We start from the raw sequence: 20,597 nt of genomic DNA, 5'->3' as shown, positions 1-20,597 counted from the left end.
TCAAGATAATTTAGCAAGAGAAACGGTTATTTGAGCAATCGCTTTCTTCAAATCTTCTTCGGAAGCTGCGTAAGAAAGTCTTAAGCATTCCGGGTCACCGAATGCTTCACCTGTAACCAATGAAACCTGCGCGTCTTCCAATAAGAACATACATAAATCGTTGACAGTATTAATCTTTATATCACCATGTGACATTCCGAGATAATGCCTCACATTCGGAAAGAAATAAAATGCTCCCTGAGGCATGTTCACTTCAAATCCAGGAATTTCTTTAAGGAGGTTATAAACCAAAGATCTTCTTTTCTCATAAGCTTTCGCCATTTCATTAGACGGCTCCATTGGTCCATTAAGCGCACTTAGAGCAGCACGCTGTGCGATCGAGCTATTCGCAGAAGTATATTGCCCTTGCATCTTGCTGGCAGCTTTTGCAATCCACTGAGGAGCACCAATATAACCCACTCTCCATCCCGTCATGGCGTACCCTTTCGAGAAACCATTTACAGTAACCGTACGGTCAATCATTCCATCAATCGTACCGATGCTCTCATGTTTTTCCCCGAAGTTTATTAACTCATATATCTCATCAGAGATGATCGTAATATCTTCTCTTTCTTTAAGCACACTTGCGATTGCCTCTAGCTCTGTTCGCGTAAAAACAGATCCTGTCGGGTTGCATGGTGAAGAAAAGATGATCGCTTTGGTTTTATCTGTGATGGCCTCTTTGATCTGATTCGCAGTGGCTTTAAAATCATTTTCGATCGTACCACGCACGAAGACAGGTGTGCCTTCGGCTAAAAGAATCATGGCAGAGTAGCTTACCCAGTATGGGGTAAGCACAATCACTTCGTCTCCAGGATTGAGTAATGCCATGAATACATTCGCAATGGATTGTTTTGCTCCATTAGAAACCACAATTTGATCCGGAGCATATTTCAAGCCATTATCCCTCTCGAATTTCTCAGAAATTGCTCTTCTCAAATCGAGGTAGCCATTAACCGGAGGATACGCAAAATACTCTTCAGTTTTTATTGCCTCTATGGCTCCATCCTGGATATGCTTGGGAGTTTTGAAATCCGGCTCACCTAAACTCAGGCTAATTACTTCAATACCCTTTTCCTTCATTTCTCTAGCCTTTGCCGCCATGGCAAGTGTTGCAGATTCAGGAATGCTTTTAATACGTTTTGAGAGTGCGTTCATTGTGAATGATTTTATGCCGCAAAAATAGAAAGAAGAGTCAACTAAAGGAGTCAACTCTTCTTTTTAAAGCTTTTTGAAAAATTAGTTATTCGCCGTTTTCACCAGCGCCTTTATCCAGGTTGAAAAGCAGAGAAATTCTAAGTGTATCTGCTAAAGGGTGATTTTGGCCTTGAGGGATTAAGTAAGAAAAGTCAAAACCAAAAATCTGATACCTAAACCCGGCACCAACGGTGAAATATTTTCTGTCGCCTTTATTTTCATGCTCTGAAAAATAGCCGGCACGCGCTGCAAAAATATCTCTGTACCAATATTCAGCTCCGACAGAGTAAGTCAACTCTTGTATTTCTTCTCTAAACCCGCGTGGTGCATCGCTAAATGATCCAAACGTACCTGATAATAATGGACGGTCCGGATCTTTTCCTTTTGCTATAACCGGATCTCCGTTGCTATTGGTTACCACATTTCCATCTTCATCTGTTTCATAAATGGGCGGAGAAGGCACCATTAACTTATTAATATCAAATGCCAGTGTAATTGTATTGTATGGATCCAGATTCGTTTTAAATGCGGAACCCAATCTGAAATTAGCCGGTATAAAATTTTCATTGATATCTGAACTATACGTAATCTTTTGGCCAATATTGGAAATATGTGCACCTAGAGAAAGCTCAGAATTCTTGCCAGAAAGCATGAAAGGCTTTGTGTAATACCATCCCAGGTCAACAGCAACACTCGTACCAGCTTTGGCGTCTGGTGCTCCTGTGATATTACCTGCAAGATTTGACCAAATGAATCGTAAAGTAACTCCCACTCCCATATTTTCAGAGAGCTTTCTGGAATATGTCCCGTCAACTGCCAACTCACTTGGGTTTTCAACTCCGTTAGGGTTTGCAAACTCATCATAAAGTGCAATTTCTCCCAAATCAAAATATCTGAAAGAAGCGCCGAAAGTCTGAGTCTGATCGATTTTCTTGTAGAATGACAGATAGTTGAGTGACATATCATCAACGATATTTCCTAACCATGGCGAATATGAAAATGCAAATCCCATATCCGTATCAATAAATGCATACTTGGCATTATTCCAGTGTGCACTGTTTGCATCGGGGGAAGTAGCAACACCTACATCACCCATCGCTGAGGCTCTACTGTCCGGCGCAAAACCTAAGAATGGAACTGCCACAGTAATTGGATTTCTTAAACTATCCTGTCCTGAAATAAATGAAGACTGTCCAAATGAAAGAACAGATACCAAAACAAGAAGAACGGTTAGAATCTTCTTAATAAATTGACTCATTCGTATGTTGTTATAAAAGGATGCCAAACTTAACATTATCAGGTGAATACAGGTTAAAAAATTAGATAAAAGTGGTGATTTTCAATGACTACTAACCATTTCAGTTTACTATAACGAGCTTTTGATTGATTTCTTTTACCGCTCCGTCCAATTTGCTTCTAATAATCAATTTTCCAAAATATATCCCACGGATCAATGACCGGCCAGAGTTGGTTTGCGCATTCCATGGAATTTCAATCGTGCGCTGACTGTTTTCGAAAACATAAGCATTACTGCTGACCACCTCTCCTTTAGAACTAAAAACCATCACCGACACTTCCAGATCTTCTTCCTCACGATCATGCTCAAAAGAAAACACTGTAGACCCGACAACCGGATTGGGATAGACCAATGAATTGTATACAAACAGCGTTGGCTCATTGGTAACCTCAAATTCTATGGTTGCTTCAGAAGCATTGTTATAAACATCCCACACTTTTAATGTGGCTGTATATTTTCCAGACTCCAGGTCTTGCAAGGGATAAACAATTGTACCCTTTTTGTAGGAATTCTTATCAGAAATATAAAAGTCATTGAGGTTAATTACTTCTCCCTCAAATGTTAGCGTAACTCCCTGCACCACTCCTGCACTGGTTGTTGTAATCCCGCTTTCATCCTCCAATCGAGCGATTAATAACGGAGAATTTCCAACTACATCACCATTAATGAAAGTTGAGTCATTTAAATAGGCCTTAATGCCTGGAGGAGTATCATCAGCACCGGGCTTAGTATTAGTCCCTCCAATCACAAAATCTCTTGACGCTCCTCCTGCATCTTGATTACTCTCCTTATCCCAAGCGTATAAACTGATCTTACCTTTTAAGTTTTGATAGGAAATGTTCTTCGGAACAATGAATGAAAAAGAAAATTCACCTTGAGTGACTGTTGCTTCCCCGCGAAACAATGCATTGCTTCGAAGAGAATACGTGTATGGCGAGCTCTCCTGACCTAAGGTCTTAAAGGTTTGCTCTACATCAAAAATGGAAGCAAGCAAATTTCCACTGAAATCCTCCTTTAAATCTCCGTTTGATTCGATTCGTCCAGTAATAGTTATTTCTTCAAGCGCCTTTAATGTATCCGGCAGATCATTCAGAATAATGTCCAATCCCGGATAAGCAGGAATCATCATCGGATCTCCAAGTAATGTGAAGTTGCGATTGACGGCTCCTTCCAGTCCTTCATTTTTAGTTAATCGTATTACATCACCTAACCTAAGGTGTTTATTTGATTCCTTTCTAAAGATGTTTTCATGAAACGCCTGATTCAAGCTGAAATTAGTACTGGCGAAAACAGGCCTACTGGTTGTCAGCAAGGCTATTCCTCCTCCTCGCTCTAACAACAATAATTCTTCAGCTCCTGAAACTCCTATTGGATCATCATACCGACCAAACTCACAGGTAGCCGTTACAAAAATCGGAAGCTTGTCAAGATTGGTCATCTCTTCAATGTCTGCTTTTGTGAAAATCTCTTCTTCCATCCAAAGCCTTTCATTTCCATGACCTATGAAGTTAACAGCAAAGGTTCCATTCTTTATTCGGGTTTTTAGTGCAGATCTTGCTTGAGGTGACTTTTCAGAAGACCCTGTTCCTTCCTGCACAAAAGCATCCAGCAACACCTTATTGATCTTGTATTGAGCATAGGTTGTATCGATGAGCTGAGATAAATCTTCTACGTGGCGGGCATGGATATTTGCATCTCCATCATCAGCAACATACGTGATTTCTGATCTCCATTTGCCTAAGGTATTTGGGCTGGTGCTGTAATAAATGATCTTATCGACCATCGCGCTGGCTTCTTCCGGGCTTTTTGCAGGTAACCGACCTACACCTATTTCCATCGTGTGATCTCCGGCATTATTTTCAATCCATAACCCTTCATCTTCTCCAAAAAACGCATAATAATCATCGGATGAATAGCTATAAATAGGGTGAAAGCTTTGCCTTGATTCATAAGTGGGAACGTAGTTGGTATTTCTGTTTATTCGGTCTTTGTAATCGTAAGAGCAATCGCCGAAAAGCGTTAAATACTTTAGTGAGCCACCATTTTGATATACATACCTGGCATAGTCTCTGATTGCCGATACATCCTGTCTGCCTGAGGAAAATTCATTATAAACCTCAATGGTTGTCACTACACCAACCTGAAGGCCATCATGCTCCTGATGAAACTGTGCCAGTTGTTTAGCGGCATTTAAAAATTGAGGATGAGTGACGATAATTCCATCGAGACTGATGTTTCCTCGAATATTTTGATTTGGCACACTTCCAAAAACAAATGGTGTGGGAAAGTCACTACCATTAAAGACCACAAATTCCTCTATACTATTTGACTGGCTCTGAAAGGCGATGGAATTGCTTTCAACAAGGTAGTCTTGTTTGAATGCATTCACAGGATCAGTCACATTCCAGATAGTGGCTCCAATGGCATCATCAATTCTATATTTAATAAGCTCATTGGAATTTTCTTTCCACCTAAATGTGGTAGCAGAGTTATATAGCCTTAAGTTCCTTTTAAATGTGATCGTATAGAAGTCAATAAATCCTCGCTCTCCAGATGAGCTTCCATCAAAAAGCACCTGAAGATCAAAGGAGGATGCACTAGAAATAGTGAAAGTATCAGTCGCTTGTCTTGCCTTGATACTATAAGTAGTTCCAGGACCATCTGGTACAGATGCAATTGACAATGATCCAACCGAAGATCCATTGACATTGACATTAAAAATCCCTCCCTCTGATGATTGACTAACTGCACTTAGTGTAAGCGACAGATCTGATGAAATGCCATCAATGGCGTATGAGAAATTCTGAGATTCCCCAGAATTCATTGTCTGACCGTACCAGCCTCTCCCGGAAGAAATCAGGTTATTCACATCTTCTTCATAGATCAGAGCATCATCAAAAGATGAAACAGTCACTGATGGAACCCCATCAATACTCGGTTCAGATGAAATTCTTTTTCCTAGAGCACCATCAATCCGTAGAAAATAATAGGCAGTATCTGAGTAGATGTTCTTTTCATATTCAAAGCCGGCTTCCATCCACAATTCTTTATCCGGACCTACACCATAGAATAAAATGAAGTCACTTTGATCAAATGTGCCGTCTGATTCACCTGATATATAAATAGCATTTTCTAACAAATCAGAAGGTCTATCTTCGGAGTTTAACTGTGGCAAAACTCCTTCCACACCGTTTCCATAAAGCTTTACTTGTCGTGGGTCGAATGAAGATGGGACACCCAGCACATCCAATGTATTTCTATCGATTTTATACAAGCCACTTTCAGTGATGCCAATTTTATACCAGGATCCACTTGATAATACAGAAGACTGACCCAAAGTAATCTGGCTCCAAATCATGCATACAATCAAAATGAATTTTACTCTCATCGATATGATAAACGTCCTGCCCCTAACAAAAATTCTATGACCTACTTCTTGCGACAAAAGAAATGATTGAAACCACTATGTAAAATGGGATTAGAAATGGTATGAATGTCAACCTAAAGACGATTATTAATGTTAGAACCCCTATCAACAAAATCCACCTTTCCTCATTTCCCTTCCATGAAAATGCTTTGAATTTTAAGGCAATCAATCGTACTGGTGAAACCAAAAGGATGGCTGAAAAAACACAAATACTAATAAGGGTGTATTCGTATAATTCAAAAGGAACAAAAGTTAATGACGTAAGCATTATTGCATTTGCTGGTGTTGGCAATCCTTTGAAGCTGTCCGATTGTGAGTCATCGACATTAAATACCGCAAGACGCACTGCGGAAAACACTGCGATGATCAATGCTACCCAATAATAGTCAGAAGTATTGCTAAGCCATTGAAGCATGAAAAATGAAGGAAGCAGCCCAAACGAAACCAGATCAGAAAGTGAATCCAGTTGCTTCCCAATTTCCGACTGAACGTTCAAAATCCGGGCAGCAAATCCATCCAGGAAGTCAAATAGTCCGGCAACCGCCACAAAATAAAATGCCTCCGGCATTTGATTGGTAATGGTATAATAAATACCTACGCATCCAATTACAAGGTTTAGGCAAGTCAGAATATTAGGAATCTGCTTTTTCATGCGTGTTTAATCATCCTTTTACAAATGGATTATGCGTCTTTTCATGTCCGATAGTAGTTGCTGGCCCATGACCAGGGAGCACTTCTACTTCATCCGGTAGTGTATAAACTTTATCCTGAATGTTTCTAAGCAAATCGTCATGATTGCCACCAGGTAAATCCGTTCTTCCAATACTTTCCCTAAACAGTACATCACCACCAATGATCACTCTTTCTTCTTCAATATAAAACATCAAATGTCCCGGAGAATGTCCCGGTACTTCTATCATCTTCATTGTGATTTCATCCAACTCAAGGTTTTGCCCTCCAATTAAATACTCATCCACTTCAGCATGTCGATAACCGGCCATTCCCCACTGCGGTGCATAAGCCGGAACCGAATCAAAAACTTCTTTTTCGTTTTTGGGAATTTTCAGGGGTACTTTATACTCCAATTTTAAGGCATCATTTCCAAGTACATGATCAATGTGGCAATGCGTATTAATGATTGCATCCACTTTCAAATCGTTCATGTGGATGTATTCTTTTAACTCTGCTATCTCATAATCTTCATAGCATCCCGGATCAAAAATCAAACAGTTTCCACTCTTGCTGGAGAGTACATATGTATTTTCATAGAAAGGGTTGAATACAAAAGATTTTATCTTCATCTGTTTAGTTTTATGTCCTTTTGAAAACGCAAAAGTAAAGTGGGATTAACAAAGGCAGACTATTTGATTGTGGGACAAGGGTTAGCAGGCACCTGGTTAGCGCATGAAATGCTAAACCGTGACCTTAAAGTGATCATCTTCGACGAAGATAAAGATGAAACGTCTTCCAAAAGAGCTGCCGGAATCTACAATCCAATTACAGGCAGGAAAATGGTGAAAACCTGGAGGGCTGACCAGTTGTTTCCTACTCTTGAAAACATGTACTCTCAATTAGAAAAAAAACTCAACCAGGCTTTTCTCCATAAAACCCCCATCTACCGTCCATTTAAATCTATAGAAGATCAAAATGACTGGGAAGTGAAAAGAGGAAACGAGATATATGATGAGTATATCAAGGAAATTCCTACCAACTCTATTGGTTATCAAAATATAGCAGATCCTTATGGAGGTATCATTCTAAACCATTCAGGATATGTAGATATTCCCACAATGCTTAAATCAAGTAAAACATTATTTGTGGATAAGGGAATATATCGTGGTGAGGTGTTTGTTTATGAGGAGATGGAACTCAATGCAGATTCTGTAAATTATCAGGGTATAGAAGCTAAAAAAGTGATTTTCTGCGAAGGAGTAAGTGACAATCCTTTCTGGGATTTGCCCTTTAAACCTGTCAGAGGTGAGATTATGGATATCGCCTGCGAATGGACTTCTGATCATATCATCAATCAAGGTGTATTCATGATCCCAAAAGGAGATAAATTTACAGTTGGCTCAACATATGATCATAACAATCTTACGTTTGAGCCACAGGAGTCTGGGATTAAGTCATTAGAGGAACGTTTAAAAAAGTTGTATTCAGGTTCATATAAAATACTGGATAAAAGAGCTGGTGTTCGACCGGCTACTCACGATAGAAAACCATATATTGGCTTTCATTCGAAGCATAAAACATTAGGAATTTTTAATGGTTTTGGCACGAAAGGTGTTTCTTTAACACCACATTTTGCGAAGCATTTCGTAGATGTATTGCTTGATCAAGACGAATTGGATGAAGAAGTAGATGTTCAAAGGGTTAATTAAATACATATTTCCACTTTTTATATTGGTTAATGTGGCATTTGGCCAGCATTACACGACTCCCTTTGGTCAAAATCGTATCCAGTATAAGAATTTTGATTGGTACTATTACAGCACTAATAACTTTGAAATTTATTACTATCCGGGAGGTCAGGAGTATGCACTAGAGGCGATTAATTTTTTAGAAGACGAGTTTGTGGAGCTTACTGATAAGCTTGGCTATGCTCCCTACAGTAAAACCAAAATTTTCATTTACAACTCTATCCATGACCTTCAGCAAAGCAATGTTGGCATTGATGGTGCGGTTTATACTATCGGTGGGCGAACAGAATTTGTAAAACTTCAATTAGAAGTAGCCTATCCGGGTCAAGCACATAAATTCAAAGAAGACCTAATTTATAAACTCTCTAGCACGCTCATCAACGATATGATGTATGGTGGAAGCCTTGCAGAGATTTTTCAAAACAGCTATTTATTAACACTTCCTGATTGGTTTATAGATGGAGCTGCCAGGTATCTTGCATATGGTTGGTCTAGGGAAATGGACGACTATTTGCGTGACTACATGGGCAGGAAAAAAATTAAAAAACTCAAACGAATTGATGGTGAATCTGCCTCTATCGTCGGACATAGTATTTGGAATTACATAGCTGTCAAATACGGTGAGGGCAATATTTCTAACATATTGAACCTGACTAGGATCATCAGAAAAGAGGAAAATAGTATTGCAAATACACTAGGCGTATCTTTTAAAAACTTCCTGAATGACTGGAAAAATTATTACCTCCTACAGAAAGTAGAAGTAGAAGAAAACTATATCAGTACCGGCGAAGAGCGACTATTAAAAGATATTAATAACTCAAAAGATCTCATTACCAGCACCATCAGCTTCAATAAAGATGCTGATAAGGTGGCTTATGCCATGCTAAAGAACGGAAAATATCAAGTGTATGTAACCGACCTGAATTCCGGAAAAACAAACAAAATTACCACAGGTGGTTACCGAATAAATGGCCAGGATGTTGACACTCATCTGCCACTGCTTGACTGGCAAGATGAATACACTCTCGGTGTGATTCTCTTTAAGAGAGGGTTTTTATATTTAAATACTTTCAATGTTGAAACCGGGGAAAAAGGACAGAAACCATTAACTCGTTTTCGACAAATCGAGAGCTTTTCCTTTAATGACAATGGAAGGCTTGCAGTTGTATCAGGTGACATTGATGGTCAGAATGATATCTTCCTCATTGCGATGAATCGAAATGCACTTCGTAGAATCACACGAGACACTTATGACGACTTAGATCCAACTTTTGTACCCGGAACTGCTGCAATCGTATTCAGCTCCAACAGAGTAAGTGATTCGGTTAATGTATCCGATGTGCCGCTTGAAACTCTTGATGAAAATTTCAACCTTTTTGTTTATGATCTGGACACCACCACAACGAATTTTTACAGATTGACCAACACGTATGGTGAAGACAGAAAGCCATACGTTAAGAACATAAATGAAATCTATTACATAAGCGATCAGCAGGGAATATCTAATCTTTATCGGTACGATTTATATGATTCGATTACCACACAGGTCACAAACTTTGATGGCAGTATCATTAGTTATGATTTGCATTTCGATCCCGATCGGTTGACATACATTATGCTTAACGAAGGAGAGAAAAGGGTGTACCTTGATACCCTCACCAACCTTACGAGCAGCCAGTTTACAACAGAAACCCCACGAAAAAGAAGAGAAAATGCCATCAGAGTCGTTTCCAGGGTCTTAAAAAATGCGCAAAACCAACCCCCTCCTGAGGAGGAAGAAGCCAAAGACGAAATAGACACGGATGACTTTGTTTTTGAAGATGAGATAGAGCAAGACTCTACTGAGGAAGACAATCCAAACTGGATAGATACTGATAATTATGTCTTTGAAGACGAAGGAGAGTCAACCTTTGAGACTGAATCATTCTTCAGTAAATATCAAAGCTTCGAACAAGACAATGAGCGAATAGGACCCATCCCGTATAACCCTAAGTTCAATTTCAACAATGTAATCACTTCATTTCTGTGGGATCCATATCGGAATTTTATGATGTTCATGGAAACCGAAATAAACGATGTACTGGAGAATTATAAGATTAAGGGTGGTGCGCTTGTAAAAACTGATTTTCAACAAGGAGATTTATTTGCAGAATTTCAGTACCTCAAGTATTGGATGGACTTTAAAGCTCGAATTGATCGTAAAACCTATATTCTTGAAAATCAATCACTGGATGATGCCTTGAGACACAAATACAAACTCAATAGATTTAAGCTTACCGCTGCACTTCCAATCACCCACACTTTCAGAGTGGAAGCATCGCCATTCTACACTGAGACCTCTTTCACTAACCTGAATTATTTGAGTGTAACCGGTCAAGCTTCCGAACAAGCTGATAATAATCGTGAGAGATATATCGGCGGTAGCATTGCATTTGTTTTCGATAATGCCATCGAACGATCCTTCAATCTTTATCAAGGCACACGTGCATTATTGGAATTTACTTCTCATGCCAATACCACTAACTCAAATCTAAATTTCAGTAACATCCGTTTTGATTTTAGGCATTATCAAAAAATCCACAAAGAAATCACCTGGGCGAACCGTATTCTATATGGCAAACAATTAGGGCCGGCCAAGAAAGACTATATGCTCGGAGGAATGGATAACTGGCTGTTTGCCTCACAAGATATACAGGGAGAGCAGGATCCACTTTTCATTGGAAACAATCAGAATAATAGCGACATTCTATTCAACGAATTTGTCACCAACCTGAGGGGACTGGACTATAACGAAGCACACGGCTCGGATGTATTGGTTTTCAATAGTGAGCTTCGAGTACCTCTATTCCAGTATCTCACGAATGGCCCTATAAAGTCAAACTTCTTGAGAAACTTCCAGCTCATTAGTTTCTTCGACATTGGCTCTGTTTGGACAGGATCTCCACCTTTTAAAGACGGTAGACCAATAACAAGGAGATTTGAAAGAGGCCCATTTGAGGCTGAGATTGTCAAATTTCAAAATCCATGGCTTGGAGGATTCGGATACGGTCTAAGAACCGTACTTCTGGGTTATTATATCAAGTTTGATGTGGCTCATCCCTACCTTGATGGCGAAGTACAAGACAGAAGATATTATTTCACCTTAGGGCTCGATTTTTAACCCAAAGCGTACCTTTGCAGACTATGCAACAATCCATGACCGGGTATGGACGTGATGAACGTGCCAGCCAAAACCTATTGATTAAATCTGAAGTAAAAGCCTTAAATAGCAAGTTTTTAGATTTTTCTCCACGGATTCCCAAAGAGCTCTCAGACAGAGAGTCGGAAATCAGAAACATCATCACTGACCAGCTAAAACGAGGTAAAATCATGCTTACATTGGAACTGGAGGTGAGTGCTGACAGCATCCTTGATGTTCAGGTGGATGAGGCGCGCTTCAATGCCTATTACTCAAAATTTGCCCAGCTTGCCAAGGACGTGAAAGGAGATTCCTCGGACTTAGTCAAGCTAGCCTTGCAGGCACCTGAAGTAATTAAGCAACAAGAATTGGATCCGGAATCACTCCCATGGAAAGACATAAAATCAAGCCTGGAAAAGGCCATTTCGAAGTGCATTGCTTTCCGAAAACAAGAAGGGGAAGCTCTTACCACAAAGCTATCTGATTACATTTCTAATATCAGAAACGGTCTAAAAACGGTAGAGGATAATGATGCAGACAGATCAGAAAATATCCGAACCAGAATTCAGAAAAATCTAGATGAAATTAAAGACCGGGTTCAAGTTGACGAAAATCGATTGGAACAAGAACTAATTTTTTATTTGGAGCGACTGGATATTTCTGAAGAGAAAGTTCGACTGAAGCAGCACCTGGATTACTTTGATGAAGTAATCAAAAAGGAAGAATGTGCCGGGAAAAAGTTAGGCTTTATTTCTCAGGAAATTGGAAGGGAAATCAATACCATCGGGTCAAAAGCTAATCATGCTGAAATCCAACGTACAGTGGTGATGATGAAAGACGAATTGGAAAAAATCAAAGAGCAGATTTTGAATATTGTTTAATGAAAAGTGTCTCAAAAATCTCCACCGTTTCAAATCTATAGGAGACGGTTTATCGCTTTTGAGACACTTAACTATTTCTTATCAGCGAATTGAAAATTCTACCTTGGTTTGATCCCAGGCAAAGATCACATCGCCGCTATCCTCAATATCAATGGTAAACATTTCCACTACTTCATCAGTGGAAGCTGAATTTACTTTGACTCTTAACACGTCATCGGCTTCCTTGTATTCGTAAGCTCCCCATCCATCCCATTTTGTATTAAAAATAATCGTCCATTCATCTTTGCCAGGCACAGTGAACAATCCATATTTTCCTGCTGGTAATTTTTCACCTTCAACTTCCACATCTTTAGACACTTCGATCCAGGTTGTTTCGTTCGCTCCTGTTCGCCACACTTTTCCGTATTGCTCCAAACCACCAAAAATTTCACGACCCTTTTTAGAAGGTCTACTGTAATCGATAGTGATTTTAGTTCCATTTACCTCCTTAGAGACTTGAGCCGGAGGACTAGGGCGTTTGCTTTTATCTTTTTGTGCACTTCCTGAAAAGGCAATCAACAAACCAAAGGCAAACAATGATGCTACTCTTAATACTTTCATTTGGGTTTTTATTTAATGGTTAAAGTTTTCATTATGCTATAGTGTCTGTATTTCCACGTTAAAACTCAGGTTTTGTTCATTTAATGAATAACAATTGTTTGATTCGAGCATGACATGTCGGCATGAATACATCGATAAAAATCAATCGTCTGTGGAAGTGCAACACTATTCGTCACTAGAATTAATTAACTTTTCAATAAAGAAGTTGTTCTGCACCTTGAAATAACTAACCTAACATTATGAAAAAATTAGCTTTCCTATCACTGATAATCGTCCTGTTTTCATGTGGATCTGAAGTGAAAAAAGAAAATCGACCGCTTGTAAAAGCTATCGACTATAAAGTGAAACACATTGATCAAAACCACCGGGTAAGTATCATTGAAGATGATTTCGTTCAAGCTGACTCAGCATATAAAGTACGTGGCTATTTCAATGAAGGTAGACTAATGAAGCTGGTGGGCATTATTAAAACGCCTCACTTTGAGCGTGATGATTATTTCTATTTTGAAAATGAGCAACCTATTTTTTCCGGTCATATGATGAACTTTAGAGATGATCGTCTGGCTGAAGAGTTTAAATATTATTACCAGGATGGCAAGATTGTCGAAAGCTTATTCTGGAAAGACCATTACAAACCCGGCAAAAGATTTCCCCATGAGACATTCAAGGAGTTTGAGCCTAACATGGACAGCTTAATGCAGGAAGAAAAATCTCGTATGGCCTTTTTCCTCTCTAAGCTAGAAGAGGAGGGCTTTGAACTGAAGCATATCAACGAAAACCTGGAGGCTAATAGCAATCGATGACCATAGAAGAAGCGCAAAAGGTTGTTGACGAATGGATAAAAACGAAAGGAGTTCGCTACTTCAATGAGCTCACCAATATGGCTATTCTAACCGAAGAAGTAGGTGAGCTGGCTCGTTTAATGGCTCGTACCTATGGAGAGCAATCCTTCAAAGAATCAGACAAAAACAGAGACCTTGGCGATGAGATGGCAGACGTACTTTGGGTACTCATCTGTCTGGCCAATCAAACGGGTGTTGATTTGACTGAAGCACTCAAGAAAAATCTAGAAAAAAAGGATAGCCGAGATGGTAGCCGGCATCAGAAGAATGAGAAGTTGAAGTGAATTAGGGATAACCCTGACAGGTTTAACTGTCAATGAGGATCAAATATTCTAAAGGTAGTTTTATCCAAAATAGAGTCTATCAAGTTTCTGTTTTCTTAATCTTTAGAGATTAAGACCCTAAGTTATTATTTTGGAGAAATGAAAAAATCGTTTGTTTTAATCCTTTGTTTATTCATGCTTCTTCCTTCATATGGGCAATGCGAGGATGTTGCTATAACAGAGGATTTCGAAAAATTACCAAAGCAGATAATAGAGCATTTTCAAAAACACTCAATTTCCAATTTCAATTTTATCGATTCGGATGGAAACACATTCTCTATGGGTTCCATGGAAGGCAAGATTATAGCAATAAATTACTGGTCATTCAGCTGTAAGCCTTGTATTGATGAGATACCCAAGCTTAACCTAATCGTCGAAAAGTATAAGAGCAAAGTACATTTTCTTTCCATTTTACCACCAGGAAAATTCAACATTCAAAGTGAAAGTCTTCAGAAAAAAATTGAAGCTCTTTCGTTTGATTATCAACATGTAGCAATGACGGAATGCTTTAGTGATGTTTTTAAAGTACCTATGATTTTTCCAACCCACATTATTATTGGAAGAGATGGAAGATTCCTTGACTTATTTTTTGGTACTGACCTTGATAGACTAGAAAAGCAAATAGTCAATAATATTTAATTTTATCAGGAATCATAATATTTAAAATCTGAAAGAAAGATGCGATGTTGTGAAAAGAAATCCACAGAATTAGAAGCTAACCCTGACAGGTTTAACTGTCAATGAGCATTAAAAAAATCTTAAATACTGCTTCTAATAAGTAGAAAACCTGTCAGGGTTTCTGATCAGGATGCATCATAATATTCCCTAATCTTCCTCTTATCGCCATCTGGAATGTCAGGATCAGCCAACAATTGCCAGGCCTTTTGCCTTGTTTTGATATTATATTTAAGAAGTACGTTGTTTTCTTTTTCCCGCTTGCGGATGCGACGCGCCATGATGAAAATAGCAATCTGAATGACAGCAACTATGGCAAGAAGGATGTAGATCACAGAGATTGGCATCTCAAACTATACGAATTGAATCCACTTAAGATACCAACTCCCCTTCAATAAACTTAGGAACCACCTGATACTTGCTCTCCTCCATGCAAAATTCCAGGTCCTTCTCAATTCCGAAACCTTTTAGTCGCTCGGCATGACTTGATTGTAAGGCCAGAGCTAACAGGTTTTCATGATTAGCGATGAATAGCTGGTGTGCGAGTAAAGCAGAGTCTCCGATGGGTTCCATCTCCTCTGCGCACTCGTCTATCAGTGCCCCCGCAAAAAGGGTGTCTTCAAGGTTGGGAGTTCCTTTCCATCCTGCACAGTGAATCACCACTCCAATAGGTAATTGCAAAATGTATTCAGTCAGTGCCTCCAGGTTCAGGAAAGAACCAATTAAAATCGCATCAGCACCTTCTGATTTTAAAATAGCTTGTGAACCATTCGTTGTGGAGATAGCTACTCTTTTTCCTTTGACGCTATCTTCAAGGTATTCAAAGGGTGAGTTGCCCATATCAAAGCCTTCCACTTTCTGCCCCCCTCGTTCGCCAGCCATGAGATAGCCTTCTTTGCCTAGCGCTTTGCATTCCTCTACTTCTCCAACAGGTTTAATTGATTCTACACCATTGGCTAGTCCGGTGACAATACAGGAAGTAGCGCGAAAAATATCAACCACTACCACAATCTTACCTGAAAGGTCGTGTTGATGGATGAGGTCAGGGGTTAAGCAAACTTCGATGGTTTTCATTTGAAGAGATCTCTTAAGGTCTTTAAAAGTAGGTTTAGTTGAGTGTCAGAAAGACTTCCTATTTTTTCGATTGCCCTTTCTTCTCTCAGCGTTGCGATTCGCTCCACTCTGATTATCGATTCGACTCTCAATCCATTGTTTGGATTTGGTTTGATCAAAATTTCATAATCTCCTAATGCTTTTGGAACTACAGAGCTAATAGCACATAGAATAATATCATTGTACTTTTCAGTTCTATGGATGACCACTGATGGCCTTACTTTTTGAACATCTAAATCTGCAAAAGGAAATGGTACAAGAATCAAATCTCCCGGATTCATTTTTTAGGTAGATAATCTTGATAAATATCTTCTCGGGGATCGTTCCAAAAATCCCATTGAGTTAAATACCCAAAATCACGAATCATATCATCTTCATTTGATATTTGATGAATTTTTTCGATTATTTGATGGATAAGAATTTTTTGCTTCTCCTCAGTAAAATTCTTCAATGCATTTTTGAGGCTCTCAAAATCCATCGTTGTATTTACAGGCTGATAATCTTTTGAAGCTTCCTTGGCCAGGCTCTTAAGCTCACCTTGAGAAGATTCAAACTTGGAAGACCATTTTATCTCGTCCAACCAATTATCCACCCATTCTTTCTGTTGTGCTTTTGGAAGCTTTTCAAGCTCTTTTTTCAAGTCTTCGAATTCCTTAATCATACTTAAAAGTACGTAAATGTTTCAAAAATGATCCTTCTGTTCTTCAGAATCACACTTTCTGTCATTTCAAAAATGGAGGCTTCACCACCTTCGCTTTCAAGCTTTTATTTCGAACCTGCACATAGATTTCAGTATCCGGAGCACTGTGTTCTTTCGTCACATACCCCATGCCGATTCCAATGTTCATCGATGGCGCCATCGTACCAGAGGTCACCTTGCCTATTATATTTCCGTCAGCATCTGCAAGCTCATAATCGTGACGTGGAATTCCTCTATCGATCATTTCAAATCCAACCAACTTACAAGTCACGCCGGCCTCTTTTTGTGCTTTCAGATTTTCACTATTCACAAAATCCTTCGTGAACTTGGTCACCCATCCTAAGCCTGCTTCAAGTGGAGAAGTATCATCTGTGATGTCATTGCCATACAGGCAGAAGCCCTTTTCTAATCGTAGTGTATCCCTTGCGCCAAGCCCTATAGGTTTGATGTCAAACTCCTCACCTGCTTCAAAGATCTTATTCCAAACTTCTTCTGCATCCTCTTTATTAATGTACAATTCAAAACCACCGGAACCAGTGTAGCCTGTCGCTGAAATAATCATTTCTCTGCCGGCCAGTTTATCTTGTACAAATCGGTAAAATTTCACTTCTGAAAGATCAACATCAGTAAGTTTTTGAAGTGTTTCTACTGCTTTAGGCCCTTGAACAGCCAAAAGCACGATATCATCCGAGATGTTTTCCATATCAACACCCCACTTATCCTGGCTCTTGATCCAGTTCCAGTCTTTTTCTATGTTGGATGCATTTACCACCAGCATGTATTCCTCTTCACTCATTCGGTAGATCAATAGATCATCTACAATACCGCCTTTATCATTCGGCAGACATGAATACTGTGCTTGACCATCGACAATCTTAGAAGCGTCATTACTACTCACCCATTGGATCAGGTCCAAAGCATGCGGTCCTCGAAGCATGAATTCTCCCATATGAGAGACATCAAAAACACCGACTGACTCACGAACAGTTAAATGCTCTTCCTTGTCAGAAGAATACCGAACAGGCATGTTGTATCCTGCAAATGGCACCATCTTGCCACCAAGTTTTTCGTGCAGGTCATTTAAGGGGATTTTCTTTATATCCATACGATCTATTTTTCTCTATAAAAATTACTTAAGCCTGACATCAAAGTAAGCACTAAATGATTCTCTGTGTCGTACAATATGTTTAAAATTTGGATGCTCCGGGAAAAGTAAAAAATTATACTCCAGTGGAGAGAGTACGGATGGCACTTTCATTCCAAGAAACCCTTCTTTCATTATCTCTTTTGTAACGAAACTTAAGTTTCTTTCTCTTCCTACATCATTCCAATTGGCAGGAAGTTCATCTTTCCTCACCTCTTTTATTTCTGAAATATCATCCAACTCTATCACTTTCAAAATTCGCTTATCCGGCAAAAAAGTTGATGAAGCCAGGCATTCAAGTTTGGCTAAAGCAATGGATTCTGAACAATAAACTACCCACATGCCTGCCACATGCCATCTACCATCAAAATGAAGCGAGCCTATTGGCGGAAATTGCTTCTCATATTTTTCTTTTTCTATTCGATAAAGGAGCATCAGCCATAAATACCGTGTTCAATCCTTCCAATTGCCTGATAAAGCCTTCTCCTGCCTTGCTCGGTCTTCAGAAAAAAGCGAGGAAGCCTGTTTCCAAAATGTAAATTTTCTTGAGATAGCCAACGATTAAAATCCTCCAGCCCATTGAAAGCTTCCTTCCCCTTTTGATATAGCCGAAGCAGGGAAGATAATTTATCAATGGTCTTGAGTTCGAGCTTAGGCTCATTTCGTTTGCGGTAATAATTGGGCTTACTTATTTCTAAGATCTCCGCAATTTCTAATACTGGAAGATTCGTGATCTTGGGAATTTCATCCAGTATGTCTCCAGAAACAATTAAAGAATCAGATCCATCGAATTGAAGCAATTCTTCGATTACATCTCGCTTTCCATAGGAGAGTGCAGGTTCACTGGCCAGACTTAATACATCACTTTCTTCATATCGTCTCATATTATACTAATGTACGTATATTTTGATACGAAGTTACATGTTTATCTTTAATCCGACCGGACAATGATCCGACCCCATGTATTCATTATAAATGTGCGCTTCAGCCACTTGATCTTTGAGTTTTTCACTCACCAAAAAGTAATCAATACGCCAACCCACGTTTCTCTCCCTGGCTCGATACTTATAGTTCCACCAGGAGTATTTCACTTCATCCGGATGCTTCAATCTGAAAGTATCAATATAACCTTCATTCAAAAGTGACTCAAGACCATCAATTTCCGTCTGCGTATATCCGGAAGCCTTGTTATAATTCTCTTTTGCTCTTGCAATATCAATTTCCGTGTGGGCCACATTCAAATCCCCACAGATAACCACCGGCTTTTTCTCTTCTAGGCTGATGATGTATTCACGAAAAGCTTCATCCCATGACGATCTGTAGTCCAATCGTTTCATACCTTCTCCGGAATTGGGTGTGTAGACAGTCACCACGAAAAAACTTTCAAACTCAGCAGCGATCACACGGCCTTCCTGATCATGCTCTTCTATTCCCATATCGTAGAAAACCTCCAGCGGCTTTTCTTTAGATAAGATGGCTGTTCCTGAGTATCCTTTTCGTGCTTTCGAGGAGTTTACAGCAACTTCATATTGTGGCAAAAGCTGCAATGCTGTCTTCACATCTTCCGGCTGACCTTTGGTTTCCTGCAGGCACAACACATCCGGATCCATCTCCTTGACGTCCTTAATGAAATCTTTCTTAATCATGGCGCGAATGCCATTGACATTCCAGGAAATAAGGTGTGTTTGAGACATATAAATTAGAGGATTGTAGAATTATTGATTTAAGATTCAATTTGAGTGCGCAAAGAAACACCACACCCGTTCATTATCCAACCTTACATCCATTCATCACCTCACGTTGTGGTCGGAGTAGTACCACGTCATTCTGCTCATTGTAAATACCCATTACCAGGCATTCACTGATAAATGGCCCAATTTGTTTAGGTGGGAAGTTGACAACTGCTATGACTTGTTCTCCTTTCAGACGCTTCTTATTGTAAAGTGCAGTGATTTGGGCGGAACTTTTCTTGATACCAATTTCTGGCCCAAAATCTATTGTCAGAATGTAAGCCGGTTTGTGAGCTTCCGGGAACTCCTCGGCTTTTTTTATGGTACCAACACGCATGTCAATTTTTTCAAAATCATTCCAACTTATCATAATTGTCTATAAAGCTTTTTAAGGTTCTTATTTAATCGTTTGATGTGATGTTCATTCGTGATGTCCGCTCTTCGTTCTTCCAATATTTCAATTAGAGGCTGCAAATGATTCTCATTCAAAACCTCAATCAACCGTTCTGCATACTGTCCCAATTGGTTGGATGGCGCTTTCATCAGCTGTTCCTGAATTAGGAGAAACATATCGTCCTGAAATCGCCTATCATTATATAGTGTGATCATGATTCGATAACCATGATCCCTTGTCACTACCGTTCCCTCATCCATTGAATCAATAATTTTAGGAAGAGCATCGAAAAGTTTTTCTCTCTGTAAATGTGCAATGTGGGCCAACGCAATCATACTTCCAAAAATCACCCGGTTGACCGAGCTATTCAATTGACTAATAAGAAAAGATGCTTCATCGGAGAGTAAGGCTGGAGCTTGCTCACCCACATAAGCCAATGCCAAAATAGCATCTGATTGAGCTCTTTGCTTGGGCTTACTTTTTATGAAAGAAATCAGCTCTTTAACTTCTTTAGTGCCACCCGCATCTACAATCTGTTTAGCCACCAGCCTATTTGGCTCCTGGTCATTTCGATCTAAGGCAAATGCAAGTTGGTCCTGAATAGGCATTTTGAAATTTTAGGCAAAAAAAATCCTGA

22 protein-coding genes are annotated in these 20,597 nt (G+C 39.4%); 6 read left to right on the top strand and 16 right to left on the bottom strand.

Annotation, left to right across the window (positions count from 1 at the left end):
• The 5 genes from ACQK2H_RS03660 to ACQK2H_RS03640 form a co-directional block, all read right to left on the bottom strand.
• Entirely contained in the window at positions 1–1,197 is a 1,197-nt protein-coding gene (locus tag ACQK2H_RS03660; RefSeq protein WP_425390116.1) for a pyridoxal phosphate-dependent aminotransferase, read from the bottom strand.
• 85 nt (positions 1,198–1,282) lie between these two features.
• Positions 1,283–2,494 (bottom strand): type IX secretion system outer membrane channel protein PorV, encoded by a 1,212-nt coding sequence (porV, locus tag ACQK2H_RS03655; RefSeq protein ID WP_425390115.1) that lies wholly within the window; start codon positions 2,492–2,494, stop codon positions 1,283–1,285.
• A gap of 100 nt (positions 2,495–2,594) precedes the next feature.
• Positions 2,595–5,921 carry a type IX secretion system sortase PorU gene (gene porU / locus ACQK2H_RS03650; RefSeq protein WP_425390114.1) on the bottom strand — a complete coding sequence of 1,109 codons (3,327 nt, stop codon included), beginning with the start codon at positions 5,919–5,921 and terminating at the stop codon, positions 2,595–2,597.
• 34 nt (positions 5,922–5,955) lie between these two features.
• The gene (pssA, locus tag ACQK2H_RS03645; RefSeq protein ID WP_425390113.1) at positions 5,956–6,612 is read right to left on the bottom strand and encodes a CDP-diacylglycerol--serine O-phosphatidyltransferase; all 657 of its coding nucleotides are present in this window, start codon (positions 6,610–6,612) and stop codon (positions 5,956–5,958) included.
• A 10-nt stretch (positions 6,613–6,622) separates the two neighbouring features.
• The gene (locus ACQK2H_RS03640) at positions 6,623–7,261 is read right to left on the bottom strand and encodes an MBL fold metallo-hydrolase (protein WP_425390112.1); all 639 of its coding nucleotides are present in this window, start codon (positions 7,259–7,261) and stop codon (positions 6,623–6,625) included.
• 39 nt (positions 7,262–7,300) lie between these two features.
• On the opposite strand from ACQK2H_RS03640, the gene ACQK2H_RS03635 reads away from it, so the two are divergent.
• From ACQK2H_RS03635 to ACQK2H_RS03625, 3 genes are read left to right on the top strand one after another with little or no spacing between them, the layout of a single operon-like run.
• Positions 7,301–8,341 carry an NAD(P)/FAD-dependent oxidoreductase gene (locus ACQK2H_RS03635; RefSeq protein WP_425390111.1) on the top strand — a complete coding sequence of 347 codons (1,041 nt, stop codon included), beginning with the start codon at positions 7,301–7,303 and terminating at the stop codon, positions 8,339–8,341.
• Positions 8,322–11,540 carry a translocation protein TolB gene (locus ACQK2H_RS03630; protein WP_425390110.1) on the top strand — a complete coding sequence of 1,073 codons (3,219 nt, stop codon included), beginning with the start codon at positions 8,322–8,324 and terminating at the stop codon, positions 11,538–11,540. Before ACQK2H_RS03635 ends, ACQK2H_RS03630 begins: the two co-directional genes overlap by 20 nt.
• A 23-nt stretch (positions 11,541–11,563) precedes the next feature.
• Positions 11,564–12,439 carry a YicC/YloC family endoribonuclease gene (locus ACQK2H_RS03625; RefSeq protein ID WP_425390109.1) on the top strand — a complete coding sequence of 292 codons (876 nt, stop codon included), beginning with the start codon at positions 11,564–11,566 and terminating at the stop codon, positions 12,437–12,439.
• An 81-nt stretch (positions 12,440–12,520) separates the two neighbouring features.
• Here ACQK2H_RS03625 and ACQK2H_RS03620 read toward each other — a convergent pair whose 3' ends face one another.
• A complete protein-coding gene (locus ACQK2H_RS03620) occupies positions 12,521–13,039 on the bottom strand; it encodes a DUF2911 domain-containing protein (RefSeq protein WP_425390108.1) in 519 nt (172 codons plus the stop codon).
• Between the two features lie 239 nt (positions 13,040–13,278).
• Here ACQK2H_RS03620 and ACQK2H_RS03615 point away from each other — a divergent pair, with 239 nt between their 5' ends.
• The 3 genes from ACQK2H_RS03615 (at position 13,279) to ACQK2H_RS03605 (ending at position 14,843) form a co-directional block, all read left to right on the top strand.
• The gene (locus tag ACQK2H_RS03615; protein WP_425390107.1) at positions 13,279–13,842 is read left to right on the top strand and encodes a hypothetical protein; all 564 of its coding nucleotides are present in this window, start codon (positions 13,279–13,281) and stop codon (positions 13,840–13,842) included.
• Entirely contained in the window at positions 13,839–14,165 is a 327-nt protein-coding gene (locus tag ACQK2H_RS03610; RefSeq protein WP_425390106.1) for a nucleotide pyrophosphohydrolase, read from the top strand. The genes ACQK2H_RS03615 and ACQK2H_RS03610 overlap by 4 nt, the downstream gene beginning before the upstream one ends.
• A 138-nt stretch (positions 14,166–14,303) precedes the next feature.
• A complete protein-coding gene (locus ACQK2H_RS03605) occupies positions 14,304–14,843 on the top strand; it encodes a TlpA family protein disulfide reductase (protein ID WP_425390105.1) in 540 nt (179 codons plus the stop codon).
• 164 nt (positions 14,844–15,007) lie between these two features.
• Here ACQK2H_RS03605 and ACQK2H_RS03600 read toward each other — a convergent pair whose 3' ends face one another.
• The 10 genes from ACQK2H_RS03600 to ACQK2H_RS03555 form a co-directional block, all read right to left on the bottom strand.
• A complete protein-coding gene (locus tag ACQK2H_RS03600; protein WP_425390104.1) occupies positions 15,008–15,214 on the bottom strand; it encodes a hypothetical protein in 207 nt (68 codons plus the stop codon).
• 37 nt (positions 15,215–15,251) lie between these two features.
• A complete protein-coding gene (locus tag ACQK2H_RS03595) occupies positions 15,252–15,953 on the bottom strand; it encodes a 2-phosphosulfolactate phosphatase (protein ID WP_425390103.1) in 702 nt (233 codons plus the stop codon).
• Positions 15,950–16,273 (bottom strand): type II toxin-antitoxin system PemK/MazF family toxin, encoded by a 324-nt coding sequence (locus ACQK2H_RS03590; protein WP_425390102.1) that lies wholly within the window; start codon positions 16,271–16,273, stop codon positions 15,950–15,952. Before ACQK2H_RS03590 ends, ACQK2H_RS03595 begins: the two co-directional genes overlap by 4 nt.
• Positions 16,270–16,653, bottom strand: a complete 384-nt coding sequence (locus ACQK2H_RS03585; RefSeq protein WP_425390101.1) for a hypothetical protein — start codon at positions 16,651–16,653, stop codon at positions 16,270–16,272. Before ACQK2H_RS03585 ends, ACQK2H_RS03590 begins: the two co-directional genes overlap by 4 nt.
• Before the next feature lie 61 nt (positions 16,654–16,714).
• Entirely contained in the window at positions 16,715–17,797 is a 1,083-nt protein-coding gene (gcvT, locus tag ACQK2H_RS03580) for a glycine cleavage system aminomethyltransferase GcvT (protein ID WP_425390100.1), read from the bottom strand.
• A 24-nt stretch (positions 17,798–17,821) separates the two neighbouring features.
• Positions 17,822–18,271 (bottom strand): RES family NAD+ phosphorylase, encoded by a 450-nt coding sequence (locus ACQK2H_RS03575; protein WP_425390099.1) that lies wholly within the window; start codon positions 18,269–18,271, stop codon positions 17,822–17,824.
• Positions 18,271–18,720: an antitoxin Xre/MbcA/ParS toxin-binding domain-containing protein gene (locus ACQK2H_RS03570; protein WP_425390098.1), complete on the bottom strand. Its 450-nt coding sequence runs from the start codon at positions 18,718–18,720 to the stop codon at positions 18,271–18,273. Before ACQK2H_RS03570 ends, ACQK2H_RS03575 begins: the two co-directional genes overlap by 1 nt.
• A gap of 33 nt (positions 18,721–18,753) precedes the next feature.
• On the bottom strand, positions 18,754–19,530 hold the full coding sequence (locus tag ACQK2H_RS03565; protein WP_425390097.1) for an exodeoxyribonuclease III: 777 nt from the start codon (positions 19,528–19,530) through the stop codon (positions 18,754–18,756).
• Positions 19,531–19,603: 73 nt separating this feature from the next.
• A complete protein-coding gene (locus ACQK2H_RS03560) occupies positions 19,604–19,936 on the bottom strand; it encodes a tRNA-binding protein (RefSeq protein WP_349565303.1) in 333 nt (110 codons plus the stop codon).
• The gene (locus ACQK2H_RS03555; RefSeq protein ID WP_425390096.1) at positions 19,933–20,568 is read right to left on the bottom strand and encodes a hypothetical protein; all 636 of its coding nucleotides are present in this window, start codon (positions 20,566–20,568) and stop codon (positions 19,933–19,935) included. The genes ACQK2H_RS03560 and ACQK2H_RS03555 overlap by 4 nt, the downstream gene beginning before the upstream one ends.
• Positions 20,569–20,597 lie beyond the last annotated feature (29 nt).

This window comes from Ekhidna sp. (genome assembly GCF_965228795.1).
GTDB lineage: Bacteria > Bacteroidota > Bacteroidia > Cytophagales > Cyclobacteriaceae > Ekhidna.
The sequence above is the reverse complement of the archived record's forward strand: the minus strand, read 5'-3'. Positions and strand labels throughout refer to the sequence as shown.